Here is an 18,879-nt window from a genome sequence, read left to right as displayed (position 1 = left end):
CCCGTTACCGAACGGAGGTCTAGCGCACCTTACCGAGTACTCGGTAAGGTCTGCCGCAACACGAGCGCGAGGAGAGACCCTTGTCAGGAGTGGCACCGTCGGTGCGCAACCGGAAGGCGCCGGGCGTGCGGCGAGAGGAGATCCTGCAGACCGCCACCGAGATGTTCGGCGACAGCGGTTACCGCGGTGTTTCCATCGCCGACATCGCGGCGAAGGTCGGCATCTCCCAACCGGGCCTGCTTCACCACTTCAAGAGCAAGGAAGAGTTGCTGATCGCGGCACTCGAACGGCGCGACGCGGACAGCTCGGCGCACATGGATGAGATGTTCCACAAGTTGTCCATCGCGGACGCGCTGGTCTCGCTGTGCCGCCACAACGTCGAGGACCCGACGGCGATGCGCCTGTACGCCGTGGAGTCCGCGGAGAGCATCGAGCCCGGCCACCCCGCCCGCGAGTTCTTCCTGCGCCGCTACGCGCGGGTCCGTGACCGCGTGGCCGACCGCATCCGCCGGGACCAGGAGCTGCACCGGCTTCCCGCCACGCTCGACCCGCTCGTCCTGGCGACCGAGATGATCGCCGTGATGGACGGGCTCCAGATCCAGTGGTTGCTCGACCCGGCCATGGACCTGCCCGGACACATGGCCGCCTACCTCGAGCGACTCGTCATCAAGGAGGACCGGTGAACGGCGGACTCGACGAGCACCTCGACGCCTTGGTCGGCAAGCTCGATCTCCCGCGGAAAGTCCGGCTGCTGACCGGAGCCTCCCACTGGCGCACCTACCCGGAGCCGGCCATCGGGCTGCGCGCGATCACCGTGTCGGACGGGCCCGCCGGAGTGCGTGGCCCGGCGTGGGACAGCGGCTCCCCGTCCGCGTGCCTTCCCTGCCCGACCGCGATCGCCGCGAGCTGGGACGTCGACCGCGCCGCCGCGATCGGGCGCGTGCTCGCCGCGGAGGCCACCCGCAAGGACGTCGACGTGGTGCTGGCTCCCACGGTGAACATCCAGCGCAGCCCGGTCGCCGGCCGGCATTTCGAATGCTGGTCCGAGGATCCGCTCCTCACCGGGCGGCTCGCCGCCGCGCTGGTCGGCGCGCTTCAGCGACACGGCGTGGCGGCGACCGTGAAGCACTACGTCGCCAACGACTCGGAGACCGAGCGCGCCACCGTCGACGTTCGCCTCGACGAACGCACCCTGCGCGAGGTGTACCTCGCCCCGTTCGAGCACATCGTCAGGAATGCGCAGCCGTGGCTGGTCATGGCGGCGTACAACGCCGTCAACGGGACCGCGATGACCGAGCACGGGCTGCTCGACAGTCCGCTGCGCACGGAGTGGGGCTTCGACGGGCTCGTCATGTCCGACTGGAACGCCGCCCGCTCGGTGGTCGCCTCCGCCTCGGCGGGCCTGGACCTCACCATGCCGGGCCCCAGGGGACCGTGGGGCCCGGCGCTGGAACAGGCCGTCGCCGAAGGCCGGGTCAGCGAAGCCGCGGTCGACGCGAAGGTGAAGAACCTCCTGCGGCTCGCCGCGCGGCTCGGGGCCCTCGATTCGATGCCGGTGACCCGCACACCGATCACCGTCGACGCACGCCGCGAGCTGCACGCGGCCACCGCGGACGGAACCGTGCTGCTGCACAACTCCGATGGTCTTCTGCCCCTCGCGCCGGAGCGCCTGCGCCGCGTCGCCGTGTTCGGCGAGCTGGCCGGCAGCCCGCGCATTCAGGGCGGCGGCAGCGCCGAAGTGCGGCCGACTCACGTCGTGTCCCCGCTGGACGGGATCGAGGCCGCCCTGCCCCCTGGCGCCGAACTCACCTACACCGCGGGCAGCTACCTCGAGGGCGACCCCGCCCCGGTGCCGCCGGCGATGCTCGACGCGCCCGTCCGGGTCCGCTGGCTCGACGACACGGGCTCCGAGGTGCTGCGTGAGGAGCGCAGGACCGCTGCTCTCGTGCGGCTCGGCGCCGATGTGCCCGCGGGGGCCACCACTGTCGAGCTGACCACCCGCATCGTCCCGGACGTCTCGGGAACGTGGCAGCTCGGCCTCAGTGGCGCGGGCCGGATCGTGTTCGCCGTCGACGGCCGGACGCTGCACGACGACGACGTGCGACCCTCGCACGACGGTCCGGGCGCGGAGATCCTCACGCCGCCCGTCCGCACGTTCGACGTACCACTCGAAGCAGGCAGGCCGGTCGATGTGCTGCTACGGCAACGGATGCCGGCGATCGGCTCGGCCGTCGCGATCCGGGCCCGGGCGCCGCGGAGGTCCGCCACCGCGGAGCTCGCCGTCGCCCGCGAGCAGGCCAGGGCCGCGGACGTCGCGGTCGTCGTGGTCGGCACCAGCTCTCAGACCGAGAGCGAGGGCTTCGACCGAGCGGACCTGTCGTTGCCAGACGGGCAGGACGACTTGGTACGCGCGGTCGCCGCGGAGAACCCGAACACCATCGTCGTGGTCAACGCGGGCGCGCCCGTGCTGCTGCCGTGGCGCCATGATGTCGCGGCAGTGCTCGTGACGTGGTTCGGCGGTCAGGAGTCCGGCGCCGCGCTCGCGGACGTGCTCCTCGGACGCGCCGAGCCCGGCGGCAGGCTGCCGATGACGTGGCCGGCCGGCGGCGAGGACGTGCCGGTGCTCGGCACGGCGCCCGTCGGCGGCCGGCTGGAGTACGGCGAAGGCGTCCATGTCGGTCACCGCGCGTGGCTGCGCGCCGGCGTCGAGCCCGCATATCCGTTCGGGCACGGCCTCGGCTACACGTCATGGGAACTGGTCGAGGTCCACGGCGGACCGGGCACGGACGTGCGGGTCTCCGTACGCAACACCGGTTCCCGGCCGGGCAAGCAGGTGGTGCAGGTCTACCTCGCGCGGCCCGGCTCGAGCGTCGACCGCCCCGTCCGATGGCTGGCCGGGTTCGCCGTCGTGCGAGCCGAACCCGGCGAGACGATCACCGCTGACATCCCGCTGCCCGCGCAGGCCTTCCAGCACTGGGACGCGGCACGGCCCGGCTGGGATGTCGAGTTTGGAACGTTCGAGGTCTCCATCGGATTCTCCTGCGCGGACATCCGTGGCACGACGTCGATCAACATGCACCACGAGTGAACACCCGGGTCTCCCCCCGGCCCGACACAAAGTAAGTGAGGTGGTGCAGCGATGTACCCCAGCAGAAACCATGTCCCCGGCGGTTCGGCGCTGTCGCGCAGGACGTTGCTCGGCGGGCTGTCCGCCCTCGGCGCCGCCACTCTGGTCGGCTGCCGTTCCGCGGCGAACGAGAGCAAGACGGCCGGCGTGGTGAGCAGCGGCCCGGCCCGCGGCGGGACCCTGGTCGCCACGGTCGCCGCGGCACCGGACCTCGCGGCCTACTTCACCGGCCGCCCCGGCAACATCTTCTGGATCCGCAACGTCCTCGAGACGCTGGTCATGGTCGACCAGAACAACAAGGCGCAGCCGCTGCTGGCGACGAAGTGGGAGCTGCGCGACGGCAACCGGACGATCGTGCTGTCGCTGCGCGAGGGCGTCAAGTTCCACAGCGGACGCGCCTTCACCGCGGAGGACGTCGTGTTCACCATTGAACGTGAGCTTGCCGGCGACGGCCTTGCCACGCTCACCGGCGCCATGAAGGGCTGGAACGTGAGCGCGACCGGCCCGCACGAGGTCACGATCACCTCGCCGCGGCCGATCCAGGAAACGGTGGCGCCCGCTTCGAGATCGCCATCCACGCGCTGCCGGTCCCGCGCAACGTGATCGAGATCGTGGCCCGCAACCTGACGGACGCCGGGCTCCAGCCGTCGGTGCTCGAACTGGCGCCCCCGGAATTCGAGCCGCGCAGGATCGCGGGCAAGCTCGCGCCCGCGTTCCTGACCTGGACCGCCGTGGGCGAGCTGCCGCCGGCACTCACGCTGTACGGCCACCCGGATCTGCGGCCGAACAAGAACACCTCGAACTACGCCGACGAGGGCTACCGCGAGCGGGCGCAGGCGCTGATCGACAGCGCGGACGAGAGCGCCACGGCGCAGCGACTGCGGGACCTCTCGCAGCACCTGCTCGACGCCGCGTTCCTGCAGACCATCGCCATCGTGCCGGTGACGGTCGTTCGCGCGGACGCCGCGAGGGACATCCTCGTCAGCCGCTACGGCCGCTCCATGCGCGCCGCTTACCTCACCCGGTGAACGGGACGCGAGCATGATCCACTTCCTGTTGCGGCGCCTGCCCTCGGTCCTGCTCGTCCTGGTCGCGACGACCGCCATCGCCTTCCTGCTGCCCCGCATGGCTCCGGGCGACCCGGCCGCCATCGCGGCGGGTCCGGAGGCCACGGCGGAGCAGGTCGCGGCGATCCGCGTCGAGATGGGGCTGGACCAGCCGCTGGTCGAGCAGTACGTCCGCTGGATGGGCGGGCTGCTCACCGGCGATCTCGGCCAGTCGCTGCAGTTCAACAGACCGGTCGGCGAGCTGATCGGGACCAGGGTGGAGAGCACGCTCGAGCTGACCGTCGCGGCCACGATCCTCCTGGTCGTGGTCTCGCTCGGGCTCGGCGTCTTCGCCGGGTCGGCGCGATCCCGGCTGTCGCGGTTCACGGCCGACGCGAGCAACACGGTGCTGCTGGCGATGCCGCCCTTCCTCGCCGGCCTGCTGCTGATCATCCTGTTCGGGGTGGTCTTCCGCGTGCTGCCGATCAGCGGCGAGGTCGCGGTGCTGGACGACCCGGTGATCGGCGTGCAGTACCTCATACTGCCCGCGGTCGCGCTGGCGGTGCCGATGGGCGGCCACGTGGCGATGCTCGTCCAGTCCTCGATGGAGAACGCGTGGCGGCAGGACTACGTCGACCTCGCCATGGCCAAGGGCGTGCCACGAAGGTGGATCACCCTGCGCCACGTCGTCCGCAACAGCCTGGGGCCCGCCGTCGTCACGATCGGGATGCGGTTCGGCGACATGCTGGCCGGCGCCGTCGTCATCGAGATGATCTTCGCGAGGAACGGGATCGGGCAGCTCGGAGTGTCGGGCGTGCTGAGCGCGGACTACAACGTGGTGCAGGTGATCATCGTCGGCACGGTACTGATCGCCGTGGTCGTGCAGCTGCTCACCGAGATCGCCATGGCGGCCCTGGACCCCCGCGTCCGGTTGGGAGCGTGAAACCATGACCACCACCTTCACCGCACCCGGCACACCCGCGCCGACGGTGACGCGCCGGATCGGCGGCGGGGCGCTGAGCCGCTACCTCACCGCGCTGCGCACCCCGCGCGGAGCGTTCGGCGCCGGGCTGCTGCTGGCCCTCGTCGCGGTGTCCGTCCTGGCCCCGCTGCTCTTCCCCGGCGGCTACGACGACCAGGGCAACGACTCGCTGGCCGGTCCCTCGGCCGCGCACTGGATGGGCACCGATGAGCTGGGCCGAGACATCCTCGCCCGTACGGTCTACGGCCTTCGTACGGACCTGAGCCTGATCCTGGCCGCGGTGCCGTTGAGCGCCGCCATCGGGACGCTCATGGGGCTGACCGGCGTGGTCTCGCGGTGGCTCGGCGCGGCCATGCAGCGTGTGCTCGACATCATCCTCGGCTTCCCCGGGCTGGTGCTCGGCATGAGCGTCGTCCTCGTGCTCGGCACGGGCTGGCTCTCGCTGTTCGTGGCCGTGCTGATCAGCGGCTTGCCCGGGTTCGGGCGGCTGGCGAGGGCGGGGCTTCAGGTCGAGCAGGAGCGAGAGTACGTGATGGCCGCCAAGGTGCTCGGCGTGCGCAAGCGCACCGTGCTGATGCGGCACGTGCTGCCGAACATCATGGACCCGATCGTGGTCAGCGTCGCCGTCTACATGGTGGTGGCGATCTTCATCGTGTCCGGCCTGAGCATCGTGGGCCTCGGCATCAAGCCGCCCATCCCGTCGCTGGGCGCGATGCTCAATGTCGGTGCGCGCTACATCGAGGCGCACCCCGCGTACGTCCTCGGACCCGGCCTGGTGCTGCTGCTCCTCGCGTTGGCGTTCACTCTTCTGTCCAACGCGCTCAACAAGGCGGTGCTGAGGAAATGACCATTCACTCCCATGGCCACCCCCATGGCGTCGCACCGGCGGCCCCGGCACAGCACGACGCGGACACCCTGCTCGAGGTCCGCGGTCTGCGTACCGAGTTCGCGACCGCTGCGGGTGTCGTCCGCGCCGTCAACGACGTCAGCCTCACCCTGCGACGCGGCCAGATCCTCGGCGTCGTCGGCGAGTCCGGTTCGGGCAAGTCGGTGACCGCCCGCTCGATCCTGCGAATGGTGCCCGAACCCGGCCGGATCGCCGCCGGCGAGATGCTCTTCGGCGGCCGCGACCTGCTCGGGCTGTCCGAGGAGGAGATGCGCCGCATCCGCGGCGCCGAGATCGCGATGGTGTTCCAGGACCCGCAGTCCGCGCTCAACCCCGTCCTGACCGTGGGCGCCCAGATCGCCGAAGCCCTCACCACGCACGGCACGGGCAAGCGCTCGGCCCGCGCGCGGGCACTCGAACTGCTCCGCCAGGTCGGGATCCCGGACGCCGAGCGCAGGATCGACGACTACCCGCACCAGTTCTCCGGCGGCATGCGCCAGCGAGTCGTGATCGCCATCGCGCTGGCCGGCTCGCCGTCGCTGCTGATCGCCGACGAGCCGACCACGGCCTTGGACGTCACCATCCAGGCGCAGATCCTGCGCCTGCTCAGGCAGTTGCGCGATGAGCTGGGCATCGCCGTGCTCATGATCACCCATGACATGGGCGTGGTCGCCGAGATGTGTGACGACGTCGTCGTCATGTACGGCGGCCGGGTCGTGGAGCGGGGACCGGTCGAGACGATCTTCGCTCGGCAGGCCCATCCCTACACCGCCGACCTGCTCAAGGCCATGCCACGGATGGACACCGCAGGCGGGAACCGGCTGCCCGCGATCCCCGGCGCCCCACCGGACCCCGCCGCGCTGCCGCCCGGATGCGCCTTCCACCCGCGCTGCCGGCTGGCCGAGGACCGCTGCGGCACCGACGTTCCCGAGCTGCTGCCCCTGGCCACCGCGGGGCACGCCGCCGCGTGCTGGGTGACCCGGCATGTCGCGCCCATACCCCCGCTCACGCTCGTCGCCGACGACGCGGCCTCGCGGGTCGAACGGGCGCGAACCCCGCTGCTGACCGTGGAGAACCTCCGGGTCAACGTCGCCTCCGACCGCAGGAACCTGTTCGGGCGGCCGGACCCTGTGTACGCCGTGGACGGGGTGAACCTGACGGTCGCCGCCGGAGAGACCCTGGGCCTGGTCGGCGAGTCCGGGTGCGGCAAGTCGACACTCGCCAGAACGGTCGTCGGGATCAACCGGCCGGCCGAGGGCACGGTCCGCGTCGGATCCGACGGCATCGACGCGTTCTCCCCGGCCGGCGCCCAGGTGCTGCGCTCTACCGTGCAGTACGTGTTCCAGGACCCGTACGCGTCGCTCAATCCGCGGCGCACGATCAGGCAGTCGCTCGACGAGGCGCTTGAGATGCGCGGCGTGCCGCGCGCCGAGCGGGCCGCGGAGGCGAGCGCGCTCATCCGGCGGGTCGGCCTGAACGAGTCGCATCTGGACCGTTACCCGCACGCCTTCTCCGGCGGGCAGCGGCAGCGTATCGGCATCGCCCGCGCGCTGGCCGTCGAACCACAGGTGCTGATCTGCGACGAGCCGGTGTCCGCCCTGGACGTGTCGATCCAAGCCCAGATCATCAACCTGCTGGAGTCGCTGCGTGACGAGCTCGGCCTCGGGTACCTGTTCATCGCGCACGACCTTTCGGTGGTACGGCACCTGTCCGACCGGGTCGCCGTCATGTATCTCGGCAAGATCGTCGAAACCGGCCCGGTCGACGCGGTCTACGCCGCCCCGCGGCATCCCTACACGGTCGCGCTCATGTCGTCCTCGCCGATGCCCGACACCGCGGTGCGCGAGCGCGAGCGCATCGTGCTCACCGGTGACCTGCCCAGCCCCAAGAACCCGCCGTCGGGCTGCCGCTTCCGCACGCGCTGCCCCATCGGCCCCCTGGCCCGTCCGGAACGGACGATCTGCGCCGAGCAGGAGCCCGTGCTCGCCGAGGCACCGGGCGGCCGGCTGACCGCCTGCCACTTCGCCGGGGAGCTCGCAGCGGCCGGCGGGCAGGAATAGGAGGTTGGCCACAGGGTCTTGACCGTGGAGACGCTCACCGCCAGGGTCGCTGCGATCTCCACGATTCTCATGGCGCGGGCCACGAGTGGGAGCGCCGTACGTGTCAAGGAGGGGCCACAAGCGCGCCGTCTTGTCACTTCCGGAGAAAACCAGTTGTTGATCTTTAGGGGGACCTCGACAATCGTCGGCATGACAGCAGCGCTGACGGCGGATCAGGTCGGGCGGTTCGTCATGGACGGCTTCGTCCATCTTCCCGAGGCCTTCCCCCGCTCGCTGGCGGACGAGTGCCGGGCGTTTCTCTGGCGCGCGACCGGTCTGGACCCCGACAACCCCTCCACCTGGACGAAGCCCGTCATCAGGCTCGACGGGTACGGACACGGGCCGTTCCAGCGTGCGGCCACCACGCCACGCCTCCACAGCGCCTTCGACCAGCTCGCCGGCACCGGTCGATGGGTCCCCCGCCAGGGCCTGGGCACCTTTCCCATCCGCTTTCCGCATCCGGACGATCCCGGCGACGCGGGATGGCACATTGACGGCGGCTACACCCCCGAAGGCGAACAAGGATTCTGGCTCAACCTGCGTTCCCGCGGCCGGGCGCTGTTGATGCTCTTCCTGTTCTCCGACGTCAGCGCCGACGACGCGCCCACCCGCATCAAGGTCGGCTCGCACCTGGACGTCCCGCCCTTCCTCGAGCCGGCGGGCGAGCGCGGCGTGAGCATGTTCGAGCTGTGCCAGACCATGGACGCCGCGGGCAAGCTCGATTCACCGGATCGGCCCTTGGCACTGGCCACCGGCCGGGCAGGCGACGTCTACCTGTGCCACCCGTTCCTCATTCACGGCGCGCAGTCCCACTTCGGCACCGTCCCCCGCTTCTTGGCCCAGCCTCCGCTCCTGCCGGCCGGACCCCTTGAGCTCGACCGCCGCGACGGCGCGTACTCCCCCGTCGAACGCGCGGTGCTGCTCGGGCTGGCATGACCTGATGACGCTGACACCGGATCCGCTGGTGACCGATGACTACTCCGAGGTGTTCCTGCGGTTCGGGATCCAGCCGCAGAAGTCGATATATCCCTACGCCCCCGTATTCCGCGGCGTGATCGGCGGACAAGCCGTCGCCGTCAAGCGCACCTGCTCGGCCGAGGCCATGGGCCGGTGGCTGCGCTACCTCGCGAGCGTGGGACTGCCGGTGGTGACCCCATTGGCCGGCCCCCATCGGATCGGCCGGCACGACTGGGTCGCCTATCCGTGGATCGACGGGCGCACCTATGACGGCTCGTCACCTGACATCCACGCCGCCGGCGACCTGCTGGGGCGACTGCATGCGGCCGGTGACGGCGAAGCCTCCACCGGTCTGCCCGGCTTCCAGTGGCCCGACCACCACGGGGAGTCGGTCGAGGACGACGTCGCGGGTCTGGACAAGGTGCTCAAGACCTATCGTCCGGACCTCCACCGGGAGGTGCTCGGCCGGTTCGCGCCGCGGCTGCGGTCGTTCATGGCGACCACGCTCCCGGCCGTCCGCGACGCCGGATTGCCCGTGGCCGATGTGACCTTGGATTTCAAGGCGGTCAATCTCGTGTACGCCGAGGCCGGACCCGTGCTGATCGACCCCGACAACGGAGAACGCGCGCCGAGGCTGCTCGACTTGGCCCTGGCCGTGCTGCTGTTCCACAACGACCTGCCAGATCGTCCGGCGAAGCTCTTCGATGGGATGGAGTGGGCTGTCTTCCGCGACGCCTACCTCGGTCATGTGCGGCTGACGGTGCGGGAGCGGGAACTGTGGCCGACCGCTCTCCTGTACATGCTGCTGGAGTGGGGTGTGTGGGCCGTCGTCAACGGTGGCGAGGTCGGCGACTGGGACGATCCCCGGCAGGCGGCCTTCCTCGCGGATCTCCTCACCATGGACGTCAGGCGCTACCGGTTGTGACCCTGCCCAGAGTGACGCGCCCGAAATTCCGCTGACCGGCCGGCGCCCCTATTCGGGCAGTCGCCAGCCGGCCGTCCACAGACGCGTCCCGGAGCGGCGGTCGAGGCGTCGCAGGAACGACAGGACGCCCGCGGTGCCGGTGCTCCAGGTGTAGGCCGGCTTGTCGAGGTCGTTGCCGGGGAAGACCGGCTGCGCCGGCTCGCCGCCGGCCCGTACCAGCATGAGTTCGGCGATCTCCTCGGCACCGCGCCAGTAGCCGTCGTCGCCCGTGACCATCGCCAGGTCGATCAGCGCCTCACCGAGACCGGCCAGACCGCAGCACTGCGAGACCACCCACGCCTGCGGGGCGACGGCCAGGCACCCCCGCACGCCTCGCTCGGCCAGCTCCATGTAGCGGTCCTCGCCGTACGCGTGGGCTGCGTGCGCCAGCGCGCCGGCGATGCCCGACATGCCCTGGCACCAGGACGCCCCCATCGCCCGGGCATCCGGGCCGTGCAGCTCGCCGATCAGCGCCTCGGCCCGTACGGCCAGCGCCGCGAACCGTTCCCGCGCCGCCTCGCCGGCCGATCGGTCGCCGGTGGCCTCGTGGTAGGAGAGCAGGAAGTCCGCGCAGCCGGCGTCGCCGTGGGCGTACGCCGTGTCCACGGACACGCCGGAGCCGGGCTGGGCGGGCGCCACGGCGTCCTCCGACCGTGTGACGTCACCCGCGATCAGCAGGCGGGCACACTCAGCGGCGATCCGCAGGTGCCGGGCATCGCCGGGTTCGACGGCGGCCAGCGACAGGTGGCCCGAGCCGATGCCCGCCACGCCGTGCGCCTGGTCGGCCCGCTGCGGGCCGTCGAGGGCGATGGGGTCCGGCGCCGCCAGCTCCGGCACGGCGGTCAGGCGGGCCGCGGTCAGGAACAGCGTGGTGCCGGTGCGGCCGAAGTACAGCGAGGGCGGAAGCTTGGCGGGCGGCATCACACGGCCCGTCCACCGGGCCAGATCGGCGGCCACGGCCTTGGCCTCCGGGTGGTGCAGCAGCTCCATGCCGACCCCGGCGCAGCCGCCGTAGACGTTGGTCACCGGCGGGCTCTCCCGGCGGGCGTTCTCGGGTGCGGCCATCAGCTGCTCGGCGAAGGCCGCGCACTGGCGCACGGTGTGGTCGAGCGCCTTGGACAGCAGATACCCGGTGAGCTCGGGCGTAGCGGGCAGCCGCCACCGTCTCGCCGGTGGCCGCTCGGCGGCGGGCCGACCGTCGGAGAAACCGGTCACGGCTGCGGTGGCGGGCTGACCGTCGGCGAACCCGGGCGCTGCCGCCACGGCCTCCACAGGCTGGGGACCGTGGGCGGATCTGATCTCGGCGGCGGCCGCGGCGCGGTCGGCGGGGTCGAGGCTCAGCAGGCCGGGCAGCAGGCCGATGACGCCCGTCGTGACGTCCGGGTACATCCGCGCAAGGCACATGAGCGTGCGCTCGACGTTACGGACCGGGTCAGGGCCGATCATGATCGGGTTCATCCCGGTGGCCGCGAAGAACAGGGTGGCGCCCAGCGAGAAGTAGTCGTCGGCGGGCACGGAGTCGCGATCGGTGTGCTGGTCGGGAACGCTGTAACCGCGGCTCCAGCCGGGCAGCTGCAGTCCGTCGTACCTGCTGTTGCCGAAGTCGATGAGGGTGCAGCGGCCGTCCTCGCCGAGCACGACGTTCTTGGGCGACAGGTCGCGGATGACGACGCCACGCGAGTGGACCGCGTCGATCACCTCCAGCAGCCTGGCGGCCAGCGCGCCGAGGTCGCGCTCGCCGTCGGCGGGCTTCCCGGTGAACAGGCCGTTCTCCGCGACGAACCGGTTGAGGTCGCGGCTGCCCGCGTCGGTCATGACGAGGAACTCGTCCTCGCCGTGCCGGAAGTGGTCGATCGGCTCCGGTACGCCCGCCACGCCCTTGAGCGCCTGGAGGATGCGCAGCTCGTTGCGGAGGTACATCCGCAGGTCCCAGCCCTTGACGTTCTCCCCGACGTACGCGCGGGCCTCCTTGACCACGACCCGCCGGCCGGCGGCGTCGGCGGCGCGGTAGACGTTGCCGCGCGGGCCACGCACGACGCCGGACGTCACGCGGTACCGGCCGCCGATGATCTGACCCGTGCCGCCGGAGGCCTCTCCTGCCGTCTCCGCGGGCGGTCGCGTTCCGAGAGACGGCCGGTCACCAGACCGCCGCGTGTCCGGCGGGAGGTCCGCGGGGCGGAACGGGTCGGTCGCCCAAGGGGGGCAGGTGAACTCGGGACCGGCCGCGCCCGGCAGCTGCTCACCGTCCGGCCCGATCACGATCAGCTCGAAGTCGCCGTTCTCGTCCACCCGGTACTGCGGGGCGAACGGGGCGTACCTGTAGTACACCGGAGCGTCGGGGCGTACCCGCCGGTCACTGACGATGCGCGGAGCCGACAGCCCGGACAGGGCGTCGGCGAGGGCGTGGCCCAGCTTGACCACCACGTCCTGCTCCGGGTAGACCGTCATGGCCTTGCCCACGGCTCCCGGGTCGACGTCGCCGGAGTTGAGCTCCATGAGCCTGTGGGCGGAGCGGGCGACCTTGAAGGCGCAACCGGCGCCCGCCAGGATCGGCAACGCGCGGTCAAGGGTGTCGGCGAGGGTGCCGGGACGTGCGGAAACGTGGATTTTCCAGCCTTGCAACGGAATGTCGCCCTGAGGGTCGTGAACGCTGATCCACGTATCGTCCTCGTTTATTTCCCTACCATTCGACTCTGCAAATTGGGTAAGGCGGTCGACCACACTGCTATCCACGGTCATCCTTCGATAACGGAGCGCATCTGTTATATGCGAAAAAGGCCATCAGAACAGCGCTGATGGCCTTTCCCCAGCGCTTTGCGTCACCACGCGTCACGGCGTGGCATCAGGCGCTTCACACAACGTTTCACACGATGGACGGGCAGCACGGGAAGCTGCTGCACACCGTGCGCTTGCAGGTGTTGACACAGGCCTGGGGGCCGTGGAGCAGCTTGTTCAGCTCGCCTTCGAAGTCGACGGCGAGGTCTTCGTACTCCAGGACACCGGCGTCGCGGGGCTCCAGGGCGAGGACCGACATAAGGGCTCCTTCCTTGGCCACCGATGGGCGGCCGACGTGGGGATCCGAGCCTCGGGATGGCGCCGGTAGGCACCTTTCCCGCGCCCTGCCCACGACAAGGAATCGTTTACACGTTCCCCGTCGCGAGCAAACGGACGCATTATGTGCAGATATCCGGAAGCCTGTCTAGAGGTGGCCGTAGCGGCCGGAAATGTATTTACACGCATCTTTACAGAGAGAGTTCGATCTTCTAGATTGGCCTGCGTGATGGGGCGATCTCCGGGGTGCCGCCCGCGGAACGGCGCCCTCGCATGAGGCTCTGGCGGCGCCGACGCGGGACGGGCGTCCCGGACGACCGGTCGGGGCTCGTGGTCGCGTACTGGGAGAGCCACGACGAGCACCTGCTGACCGCCACCCTCGGCACGATCGCTCGCAGGCTGCCGTCCCTGGTGGCCGCCGCGCTGCGGATGGCGTGGCAGGCCAGTCCCCGCGACACGGCCGTGGCCCTGGCGGGCAACCTCGCGGCCGGCGTCTTCACCGTCTTCGGGCTGGTGGCCACCTCCGAGGTGCTGGCCTCGCTGTTCGCCGCCGGTCCCACGCCCGACCGCGTACGGGCCGCGCTGCCCTCGCTACTGCTCGTGGCCGCCGCCACGGGGCTGCGCGGCGCGCTGCTGGCCGGCGCGGGATGGGCGCAGGCCCGGCTCAAACCGCAGGTCGAACGGCTGGCCGAGACCCGCCTGTTCGAGCTGACCACCCGGGTGGAGCTGGCCGCGTTCGACGACCACGACTTCCACAACGCGATGCGGCGGGCCCGCGACAGCGGCGTGCCCGACACCGCCACCGTGGTGGAGACGACCATCGCCGTGGTCACCGGCGCGGTCGGCGTGCTGGCCTCGGCCGTCGCGCTCGGCCTGCTGCATCCGATCCTCATGCCGTTGCTGCTGGTCACGGCCGGGCCGGCGGGATGGGCCGCGGTGCGCATGGCGCGGCTGGGCTATCAGGCGTTCTACCGGTTGTCCGCCGCGCGGCGGCGCAAGTTCATGCTGTCGGACCTGATGGCCGAGCGGCAACCCGCCGCCGAGGTACGCACGTTCACGCTGCGGGACTTCCTGCTCGGCCAGTACGCCAAGGTGGCCGACCTGGAGCAGGACGTCCAGCTCGACGTGGCGCGGCGGCGGGCCGCGACCAAGGCGGGCGGCGACCTGCTGACCGGCGTGGCCACGGCCGGCGTGTACGTGGTGCTCGGCGTGCTGCTGGCCGCCGGCGTCATCCCGCTGTCGGTGGCCGGCGCCGCCGTACTGGCGATCAGGGCCGGGCAGATGTCGCTCACCGCCCTGATCCAGACCATGAACCGGCTCTACGAGGCCGGCCTCTACTTCGCCGACTACCTGGCCTTCTGCGAGCAGGCCCGAGAGCGCGTACCCCCGCCGCCCGCCGCACCCGCACCCCCCGCGGAGTCGGCGCCGTTCCGCCTGCTGACGGCCGAGAACGTCACCTTCACCTACCCCGGCGCCGACCGGCCCGCGCTGTCGGGCGTCAGCGTGACCGTCGGCCGGGGCGAGGTCATCGCCCTGGTCGGCGAGAACGGCTCGGGCAAAACGACCCTGGCCAAGCTGCTGGCCGGGCTGTACCGGCCACAGGAGGGCACGATCCGCTGGGACGGCGTCGACCTCGACGCGTTCGACGGTGACGCGCTGCGGCGGCGGATCTCCGTGATCGCCCAGGACCACACCCGCTGGCCGCTCACCGTCCGCGAGAACATCGTCATGGGGCGTCCGCTGGAGGAGGACCGGCTCGCCGCCGCCTCCGCCGCGGCGGGCGCCGACGAGGTGGTGGCGCAGCTGCCCGACGGCTACGACGCGCTGCTCGACCGCCGTTTCCGCGGCGGCCACGACCTGTCGGGAGGGCAGTGGCAGCGCATCGCCGTGGCCCGCGGGTTCTACCGTGACGCCGCGCTGGTCATCTTCGACGAGCCGACCTCGGCCCTGGACGCCCGTGCCGAGCACGCCCTGTTCGAACGGATCCGCGGCCACGCCGACGGCCGCACCATCGTGCTCATCACGCACCGGCTGGCCAGCGTCCGCTACGCCGACCGCATCTACGTGCTCGACGGCGGCACGGTCGCCGAGCAGGGCACGCACGCCGAGCTGATGGAACGCGACGGCCTGTACGCCGCCCTGTACGAGCTGCAGGCCTCGGCCTACCACCAGACGGTGCCGTGATCGTCGCCGAGTCGGCGTATCTCGCCGTGGCCGTGGTGCTGCTGACGGCGGCGCTGGGCAAGCTGCGCGACGTGCGCGGCTTCGCCCGGTCGGTGGCCGGCTACCGGATGCTGCCGGAGAGGCTGGCCGGGCCGGCCGCGGTGGTCGTGCTCGTGACCGAGCTGGTCGCCGCCGGGCTGCTGCTCGCGCCGGGCGGCCGACGGTGGGGCGCGGTGGTGGCGGGGGCCCTGTTCGCCGCGTTCCTGGCGGCCATGGCCTCCGTGTTGCGGCGCGGGATGGCCGTGGACTGCGGCTGCTTCGGCGGCCGTGACCTCGTCGGGGCCGGCACGCTGGTGCGTACCGGCCTGCTGCTGGTCCTCGCGGTGACGGCGGCCCTGACCGGGCCGGTCGCATTCGCGCCCGTCCAGCTCCCGGTGGCGGCGGTCCTGCTCGGGCCGGCCTTCCTGCCCGCGCGGCTGCTGCGCGCGGAGAAAACGCCGTCCGGGCCGCGTCCCGGTACACGCTTCGCCTTGACCGGCGCGCCGGAGCCGGCCGGTGACCGGGTGATGTACGCGTTGGTCTCGCCGGTGTGCGGGCTGTGCAAGACGATGCTGCCGAAGTTCGCCGCAACGGCCACCCGTCTGGAGGTCGTCCTGGTCAGCGCGGTGGACGGATACGGTGGCGCCGGGCTGCCCGTGGTCGTGGACCCGGACGTCTTCGACCGCAACGACATTCCGTGGCCGCCGTACGTGGTGGTGACCGACCGCGCCGGCATCGTCCTGGCGGCCGGCGTCGCGGCCGAGCCGGCACAACTGGAGCAGCTCCTGTCCCGCGCCGGAGCGGTCGCTCCCCGATAAGCGCGCCGGGCCTGGCCACCGTCGAGGACAGTCCACCGGCTCCACACACACCAGGTGATGCGTGACAAAGGCCCGCGACCGCTGGGCCGGCGGCTGGTATACCAGATGTGCGAGAGGTGACGATCGCTCGGTCGCGGAGCTGGAGGACGGCAGGTGAGCACGTGATGGCGCACGGCTCACAGCGTGACCGGGTCATAGCGGAATGCGCGGCCAAGCCGGGATCGGCGGAGGACTATCCATTCGGCGACGACGTGGCGGTGTTCAAGGTGGCCGGGCGGATGTTCGCGCTGGTGTCGCTGGGTTCTCCGCCCGGGAGCGTCAGCCTCAAGTGTGATCCCGATCTGGCCGCCGGCCTGCGTGCCCGCCATGTCGCGATCACGCCGGGCTACCACCTCAACAAGCGGCACTGGAACACCGTGGCGCTCGATGACTCGGTCCCCGATGACGAACTGCTGGACCTGATCGATCACTCCTACGAGCTGGTGGTGGCACGGCTGACCAGGGCTCAGCGGAACGAACTGCCGACCTGACGGCCAACGTGACCCCGCACCGCGATTCGCGGGCCCTGGCATAGATCGCCGCCTCCCTCGCGTCCTTGGTTGGTGACAGGACGAGGAGGGGCCGGTGGATCCAGAACACGAAGCGGTCTTCCGGAGCTTCGTGGTCGAACGCTCGGCCGCGCTGTTCCGCACCGCCTACCTGCTCACCGGAGACCGGCACTCGGCCGAGGACCTGGTGCAGTCGGCGCTGGCCAAGACCGCGGCGAGCTGGCGGCGCCTGCGCGATCCCGCGGCCGTCGAGGGGTACGTGCGCCGCGCCATCTACCACGAACAGGTGAGCTGGTGGCGGCGCCGTTCCCGGACAGCCGAGATCTCCACCGAGCACCTGCCCGACCAGGGCGACGAGGGGCACGCCGAGGCGGCGGACCTGCGGCTGGCGATGCGTGCGGCGCTGCTCCGGCTGACGCCCCGCCAGCGCGCCGTTCTCGTGCTGCGTTATTTCGAGGACCTGTCGGAGACCGAGATCGCCGCCGTCCTCGGGATCCGGGTGGGGTCCGTACGCAGCCAGATCTATCGCTCGCTGGAACGGCTGAAAAGGATCGCGCCGGAGCTCGATGCCATGAAGGAGCTGCGATGAACCTCGAGGATCTGCTGCGCGAGACGCTCGACGGCATGGCACACGAGGAGGAGCCGCCGCCGGCCGCCCGGTTCCTGTCCAGGCTTCCGAAGGCCGCCAAGCGGCCCAGCCGCGTCATCCCGCTGGTGACGGCCGCCGCCGTCGTCGTGTTGGTGATCGTGTCCACTCTGGTGATCCAGCAGCTCTCTCCCCGCGACAGCCGGCCGCCCGAGCCTGCCGACAGCGCTCGCCCGGTCCCGGTGGAGAAACTGTGGCCCGGCGCGGTGCACTCCCTGCCGAAGAAGCTGCGCAACGGGCTGAGCTTCCGGCCCCAGTTGTTCGTGGACACACGAACGCTGCTGGTCAGCACGGGCAAAGGCAACAGCGCCGACCCGGTCGTCCTGTGGACGTACGACGTGGCGTCCGGGCGGGCGAGCCGGCTGCTCGCGCCGAGACCGCCGGCCAAGACCGATTACACCTCGTCGGTCGTCACCGGCAGCGGGCGGCTGGTCTGGTACACGGTGTCCTGGGGGAAGGTCAAAGGCGCGCTCGACATCTGGGCGGCGCCCGTCGGCGGTGGAGCGGCAAAGCGGGTCACCACCATCCGTCAGACCATGAAATATGGGGACATTGATGTGCTGGCCGTCGTGGGCGACAAGGTCGTCTGGTCACGTGGCCATGAGGGCGGAATCTACGAGGCTCCGCTGTCGGGCGGCGAGCCCCGTTCCGTTCCCGGCACGGAACGGCTCCATCTGCTCCAATGGCCCTGGGCGGCTCGCGGCACCCGTTTGGGGGAAGATCCGACGGACTCACTTCCCTCGTTCGAGCGCCTGGTCAATGTGCTGACCGGCGAGGAGCGTACGGCGAGCGAGCGCGCCTCCGCGTGCTCGCTCACCTGGTGCCTCAACCGGGAGCCCCGGGAGTCGCGCGCCCGCCGTCGCGACGGCTCGGCCGATCACCTGCTGCCCGGCGGGTTCCTCTGGCCCGCGCCGCCGGCTCTCGATCGGTTCGTTCTGCTCCGGCCAAGGGGCCAGGTCGACGCGGAAGGCCGTCTCTACCTGCACGACCTCGCCACCCGCCGCACGGGCGACCTCGGTGTCCGATTCAAGTACGGCTCCAAGGCCTCCGCCGACATCATGAACGCCACCCGTTTGGACTACGGCACGGCATACCTGCTCACCTACTCGCTCAAGGACAGGCAGATGGTGGTGAACCTCACGGCCATCCGCTGACCCTGCGCCGCTCCAAGCAGTTCTCCCCATGTGTGATCACGCCTCTTAGCTGAATTAGCTGAATTAGCTGAATTAGCTGAATTAGCTGAATTAGCTGAATTCTGAGTACATCGCCCCCGGGGGACAGAGCAAGCGCTGGAGACGATTGAGCGGGCGGTGAGCGCGGTGCGCGCGCAGCAGCCGTCCCGCGAACAGGCTCGTGCGCCGGCCGCGCGGGGGCAGCTGACGGGGCCGCGTCCGCTGGTCGTGGCGGCCTGGTTTTCGCAAAAGGTCACGAACGCCGCGAATCTCTGTGATATTTGATCACCGACATGGACCTGGAAGCCCAGAAGGGACGCGTTCTCGTGCGATCGTTAACCCGTGTGATGGCGATCTCGGCCTCAGCGGTGACAGCGTTAT

Annotated in this window: 16 protein-coding genes; 14 read left to right on the top strand and 2 right to left on the bottom strand. The window is 71.0% G+C overall.

From position 1 onward, the window contains the following. The first annotated feature begins 89 nt into the window (after positions 1-89). The 9 genes from ACIBX3_RS34375 (at position 90) to ACIBX3_RS34335 (ending at position 10,022) form a co-directional block, all read left to right on the top strand. The gene (locus ACIBX3_RS34375; protein ID WP_397124780.1) at positions 90-683 is read left to right on the top strand and encodes a TetR/AcrR family transcriptional regulator; all 594 of its coding nucleotides are present in this window, start codon (positions 90-92) and stop codon (positions 681-683) included. Continuing rightward, positions 680-3,088 (top strand): beta-glucosidase, encoded by a 2,409-nt coding sequence (locus ACIBX3_RS34370; RefSeq protein WP_397124388.1) that lies wholly within the window; start codon positions 680-682, stop codon positions 3,086-3,088. Before ACIBX3_RS34375 ends, ACIBX3_RS34370 begins: the two co-directional genes overlap by 4 nt. A gap of 51 nt (positions 3,089-3,139) precedes the next feature. Then, entirely contained in the window at positions 3,140-3,730 is a 591-nt protein-coding gene (locus tag ACIBX3_RS34365) for an ABC transporter substrate-binding protein (RefSeq protein ID WP_397124385.1), read from the top strand. Further along, a complete protein-coding gene (locus ACIBX3_RS34360; protein WP_397124383.1) occupies positions 3,727-4,155 on the top strand; it encodes a hypothetical protein in 429 nt (142 codons plus the stop codon). Before ACIBX3_RS34365 ends, ACIBX3_RS34360 begins: the two co-directional genes overlap by 4 nt. A 13-nt stretch (positions 4,156-4,168) precedes the next feature. Then, positions 4,169-5,116, top strand: a complete 948-nt coding sequence (locus tag ACIBX3_RS34355) for an ABC transporter permease (RefSeq protein WP_397124381.1) — start codon at positions 4,169-4,171, stop codon at positions 5,114-5,116. 4 nt (positions 5,117-5,120) lie between these two features. Next, a complete protein-coding gene (locus tag ACIBX3_RS34350) occupies positions 5,121-6,002 on the top strand; it encodes an ABC transporter permease (RefSeq protein WP_397124379.1) in 882 nt (293 codons plus the stop codon). After that, positions 5,999-8,101 carry a dipeptide ABC transporter ATP-binding protein gene (locus ACIBX3_RS34345; RefSeq protein ID WP_397124377.1) on the top strand — a complete coding sequence of 701 codons (2,103 nt, stop codon included), beginning with the start codon at positions 5,999-6,001 and terminating at the stop codon, positions 8,099-8,101. Before ACIBX3_RS34350 ends, ACIBX3_RS34345 begins: the two co-directional genes overlap by 4 nt. 189 nt (positions 8,102-8,290) lie before the next feature. Next, the gene (locus ACIBX3_RS34340) at positions 8,291-9,076 is read left to right on the top strand and encodes a phytanoyl-CoA dioxygenase family protein (RefSeq protein ID WP_397124375.1); all 786 of its coding nucleotides are present in this window, start codon (positions 8,291-8,293) and stop codon (positions 9,074-9,076) included. 4 nt (positions 9,077-9,080) lie between these two features. Continuing rightward, positions 9,081-10,022 carry a hypothetical protein gene (locus ACIBX3_RS34335; protein ID WP_397124373.1) on the top strand — a complete coding sequence of 314 codons (942 nt, stop codon included), beginning with the start codon at positions 9,081-9,083 and terminating at the stop codon, positions 10,020-10,022. A gap of 48 nt (positions 10,023-10,070) precedes the next feature. Here the strand turns inward: ACIBX3_RS34335 and lanL are convergent, their stop codons facing one another. Both lanL and ACIBX3_RS34325 read right to left on the bottom strand, forming a co-directional pair. Continuing rightward, positions 10,071-12,800, bottom strand: a complete 2,730-nt coding sequence (lanL, locus tag ACIBX3_RS34330; RefSeq protein WP_397124371.1) for a class IV lanthionine synthetase LanL — start codon at positions 12,798-12,800, stop codon at positions 10,071-10,073. A 124-nt stretch (positions 12,801-12,924) separates the two neighbouring features. Further along, a complete protein-coding gene (locus ACIBX3_RS34325) occupies positions 12,925-13,095 on the bottom strand; it encodes an SflA family class IV lanthipeptide (protein ID WP_165974944.1) in 171 nt (56 codons plus the stop codon). Positions 13,096-13,385: 290 nt separating this feature from the next. On the opposite strand from ACIBX3_RS34325, the gene ACIBX3_RS34320 reads away from it, so the two are divergent. The 5 genes from ACIBX3_RS34320 to ACIBX3_RS34300 all read left to right on the top strand — a co-directional run bounded on the left by ACIBX3_RS34320 (position 13,386) and on the right by ACIBX3_RS34300 (position 18,480). Then, entirely contained in the window at positions 13,386-15,296 is a 1,911-nt protein-coding gene (locus tag ACIBX3_RS34320; protein ID WP_397124368.1) for an ABC transporter ATP-binding protein, read from the top strand. Then, positions 15,293-16,132, top strand: coding sequence for a MauE/DoxX family redox-associated membrane protein (locus ACIBX3_RS34315; RefSeq protein ID WP_397124365.1), 840 nt, complete (start codon positions 15,293-15,295; stop codon positions 16,130-16,132). Before ACIBX3_RS34320 ends, ACIBX3_RS34315 begins: the two co-directional genes overlap by 4 nt. A 164-nt stretch (positions 16,133-16,296) precedes the next feature. Beyond that, entirely contained in the window at positions 16,297-16,662 is a 366-nt protein-coding gene (locus tag ACIBX3_RS34310) for an MmcQ/YjbR family DNA-binding protein (RefSeq protein ID WP_397124363.1), read from the top strand. A 94-nt stretch (positions 16,663-16,756) separates the two neighbouring features. Then, positions 16,757-17,269: a SigE family RNA polymerase sigma factor gene (locus tag ACIBX3_RS34305; RefSeq protein ID WP_397124361.1), complete on the top strand. Its 513-nt coding sequence runs from the start codon at positions 16,757-16,759 to the stop codon at positions 17,267-17,269. Beyond that, complete coding sequence (locus ACIBX3_RS34300) at positions 17,266-18,480, top strand: hypothetical protein (RefSeq protein WP_397124359.1); 1,215 nt, start codon at positions 17,266-17,268, stop codon at positions 18,478-18,480. Before ACIBX3_RS34305 ends, ACIBX3_RS34300 begins: the two co-directional genes overlap by 4 nt. The last annotated feature ends 399 nt before the right edge of the window (positions 18,481-18,879 follow it).

Source organism: Nonomuraea sp. NPDC049480 (assembly GCF_044465905.1).
Lineage (GTDB): Bacteria > Actinomycetota > Actinomycetes > Streptosporangiales > Streptosporangiaceae > Nonomuraea.
This window is presented reverse-complemented; position numbering and strand designations above follow the sequence as displayed.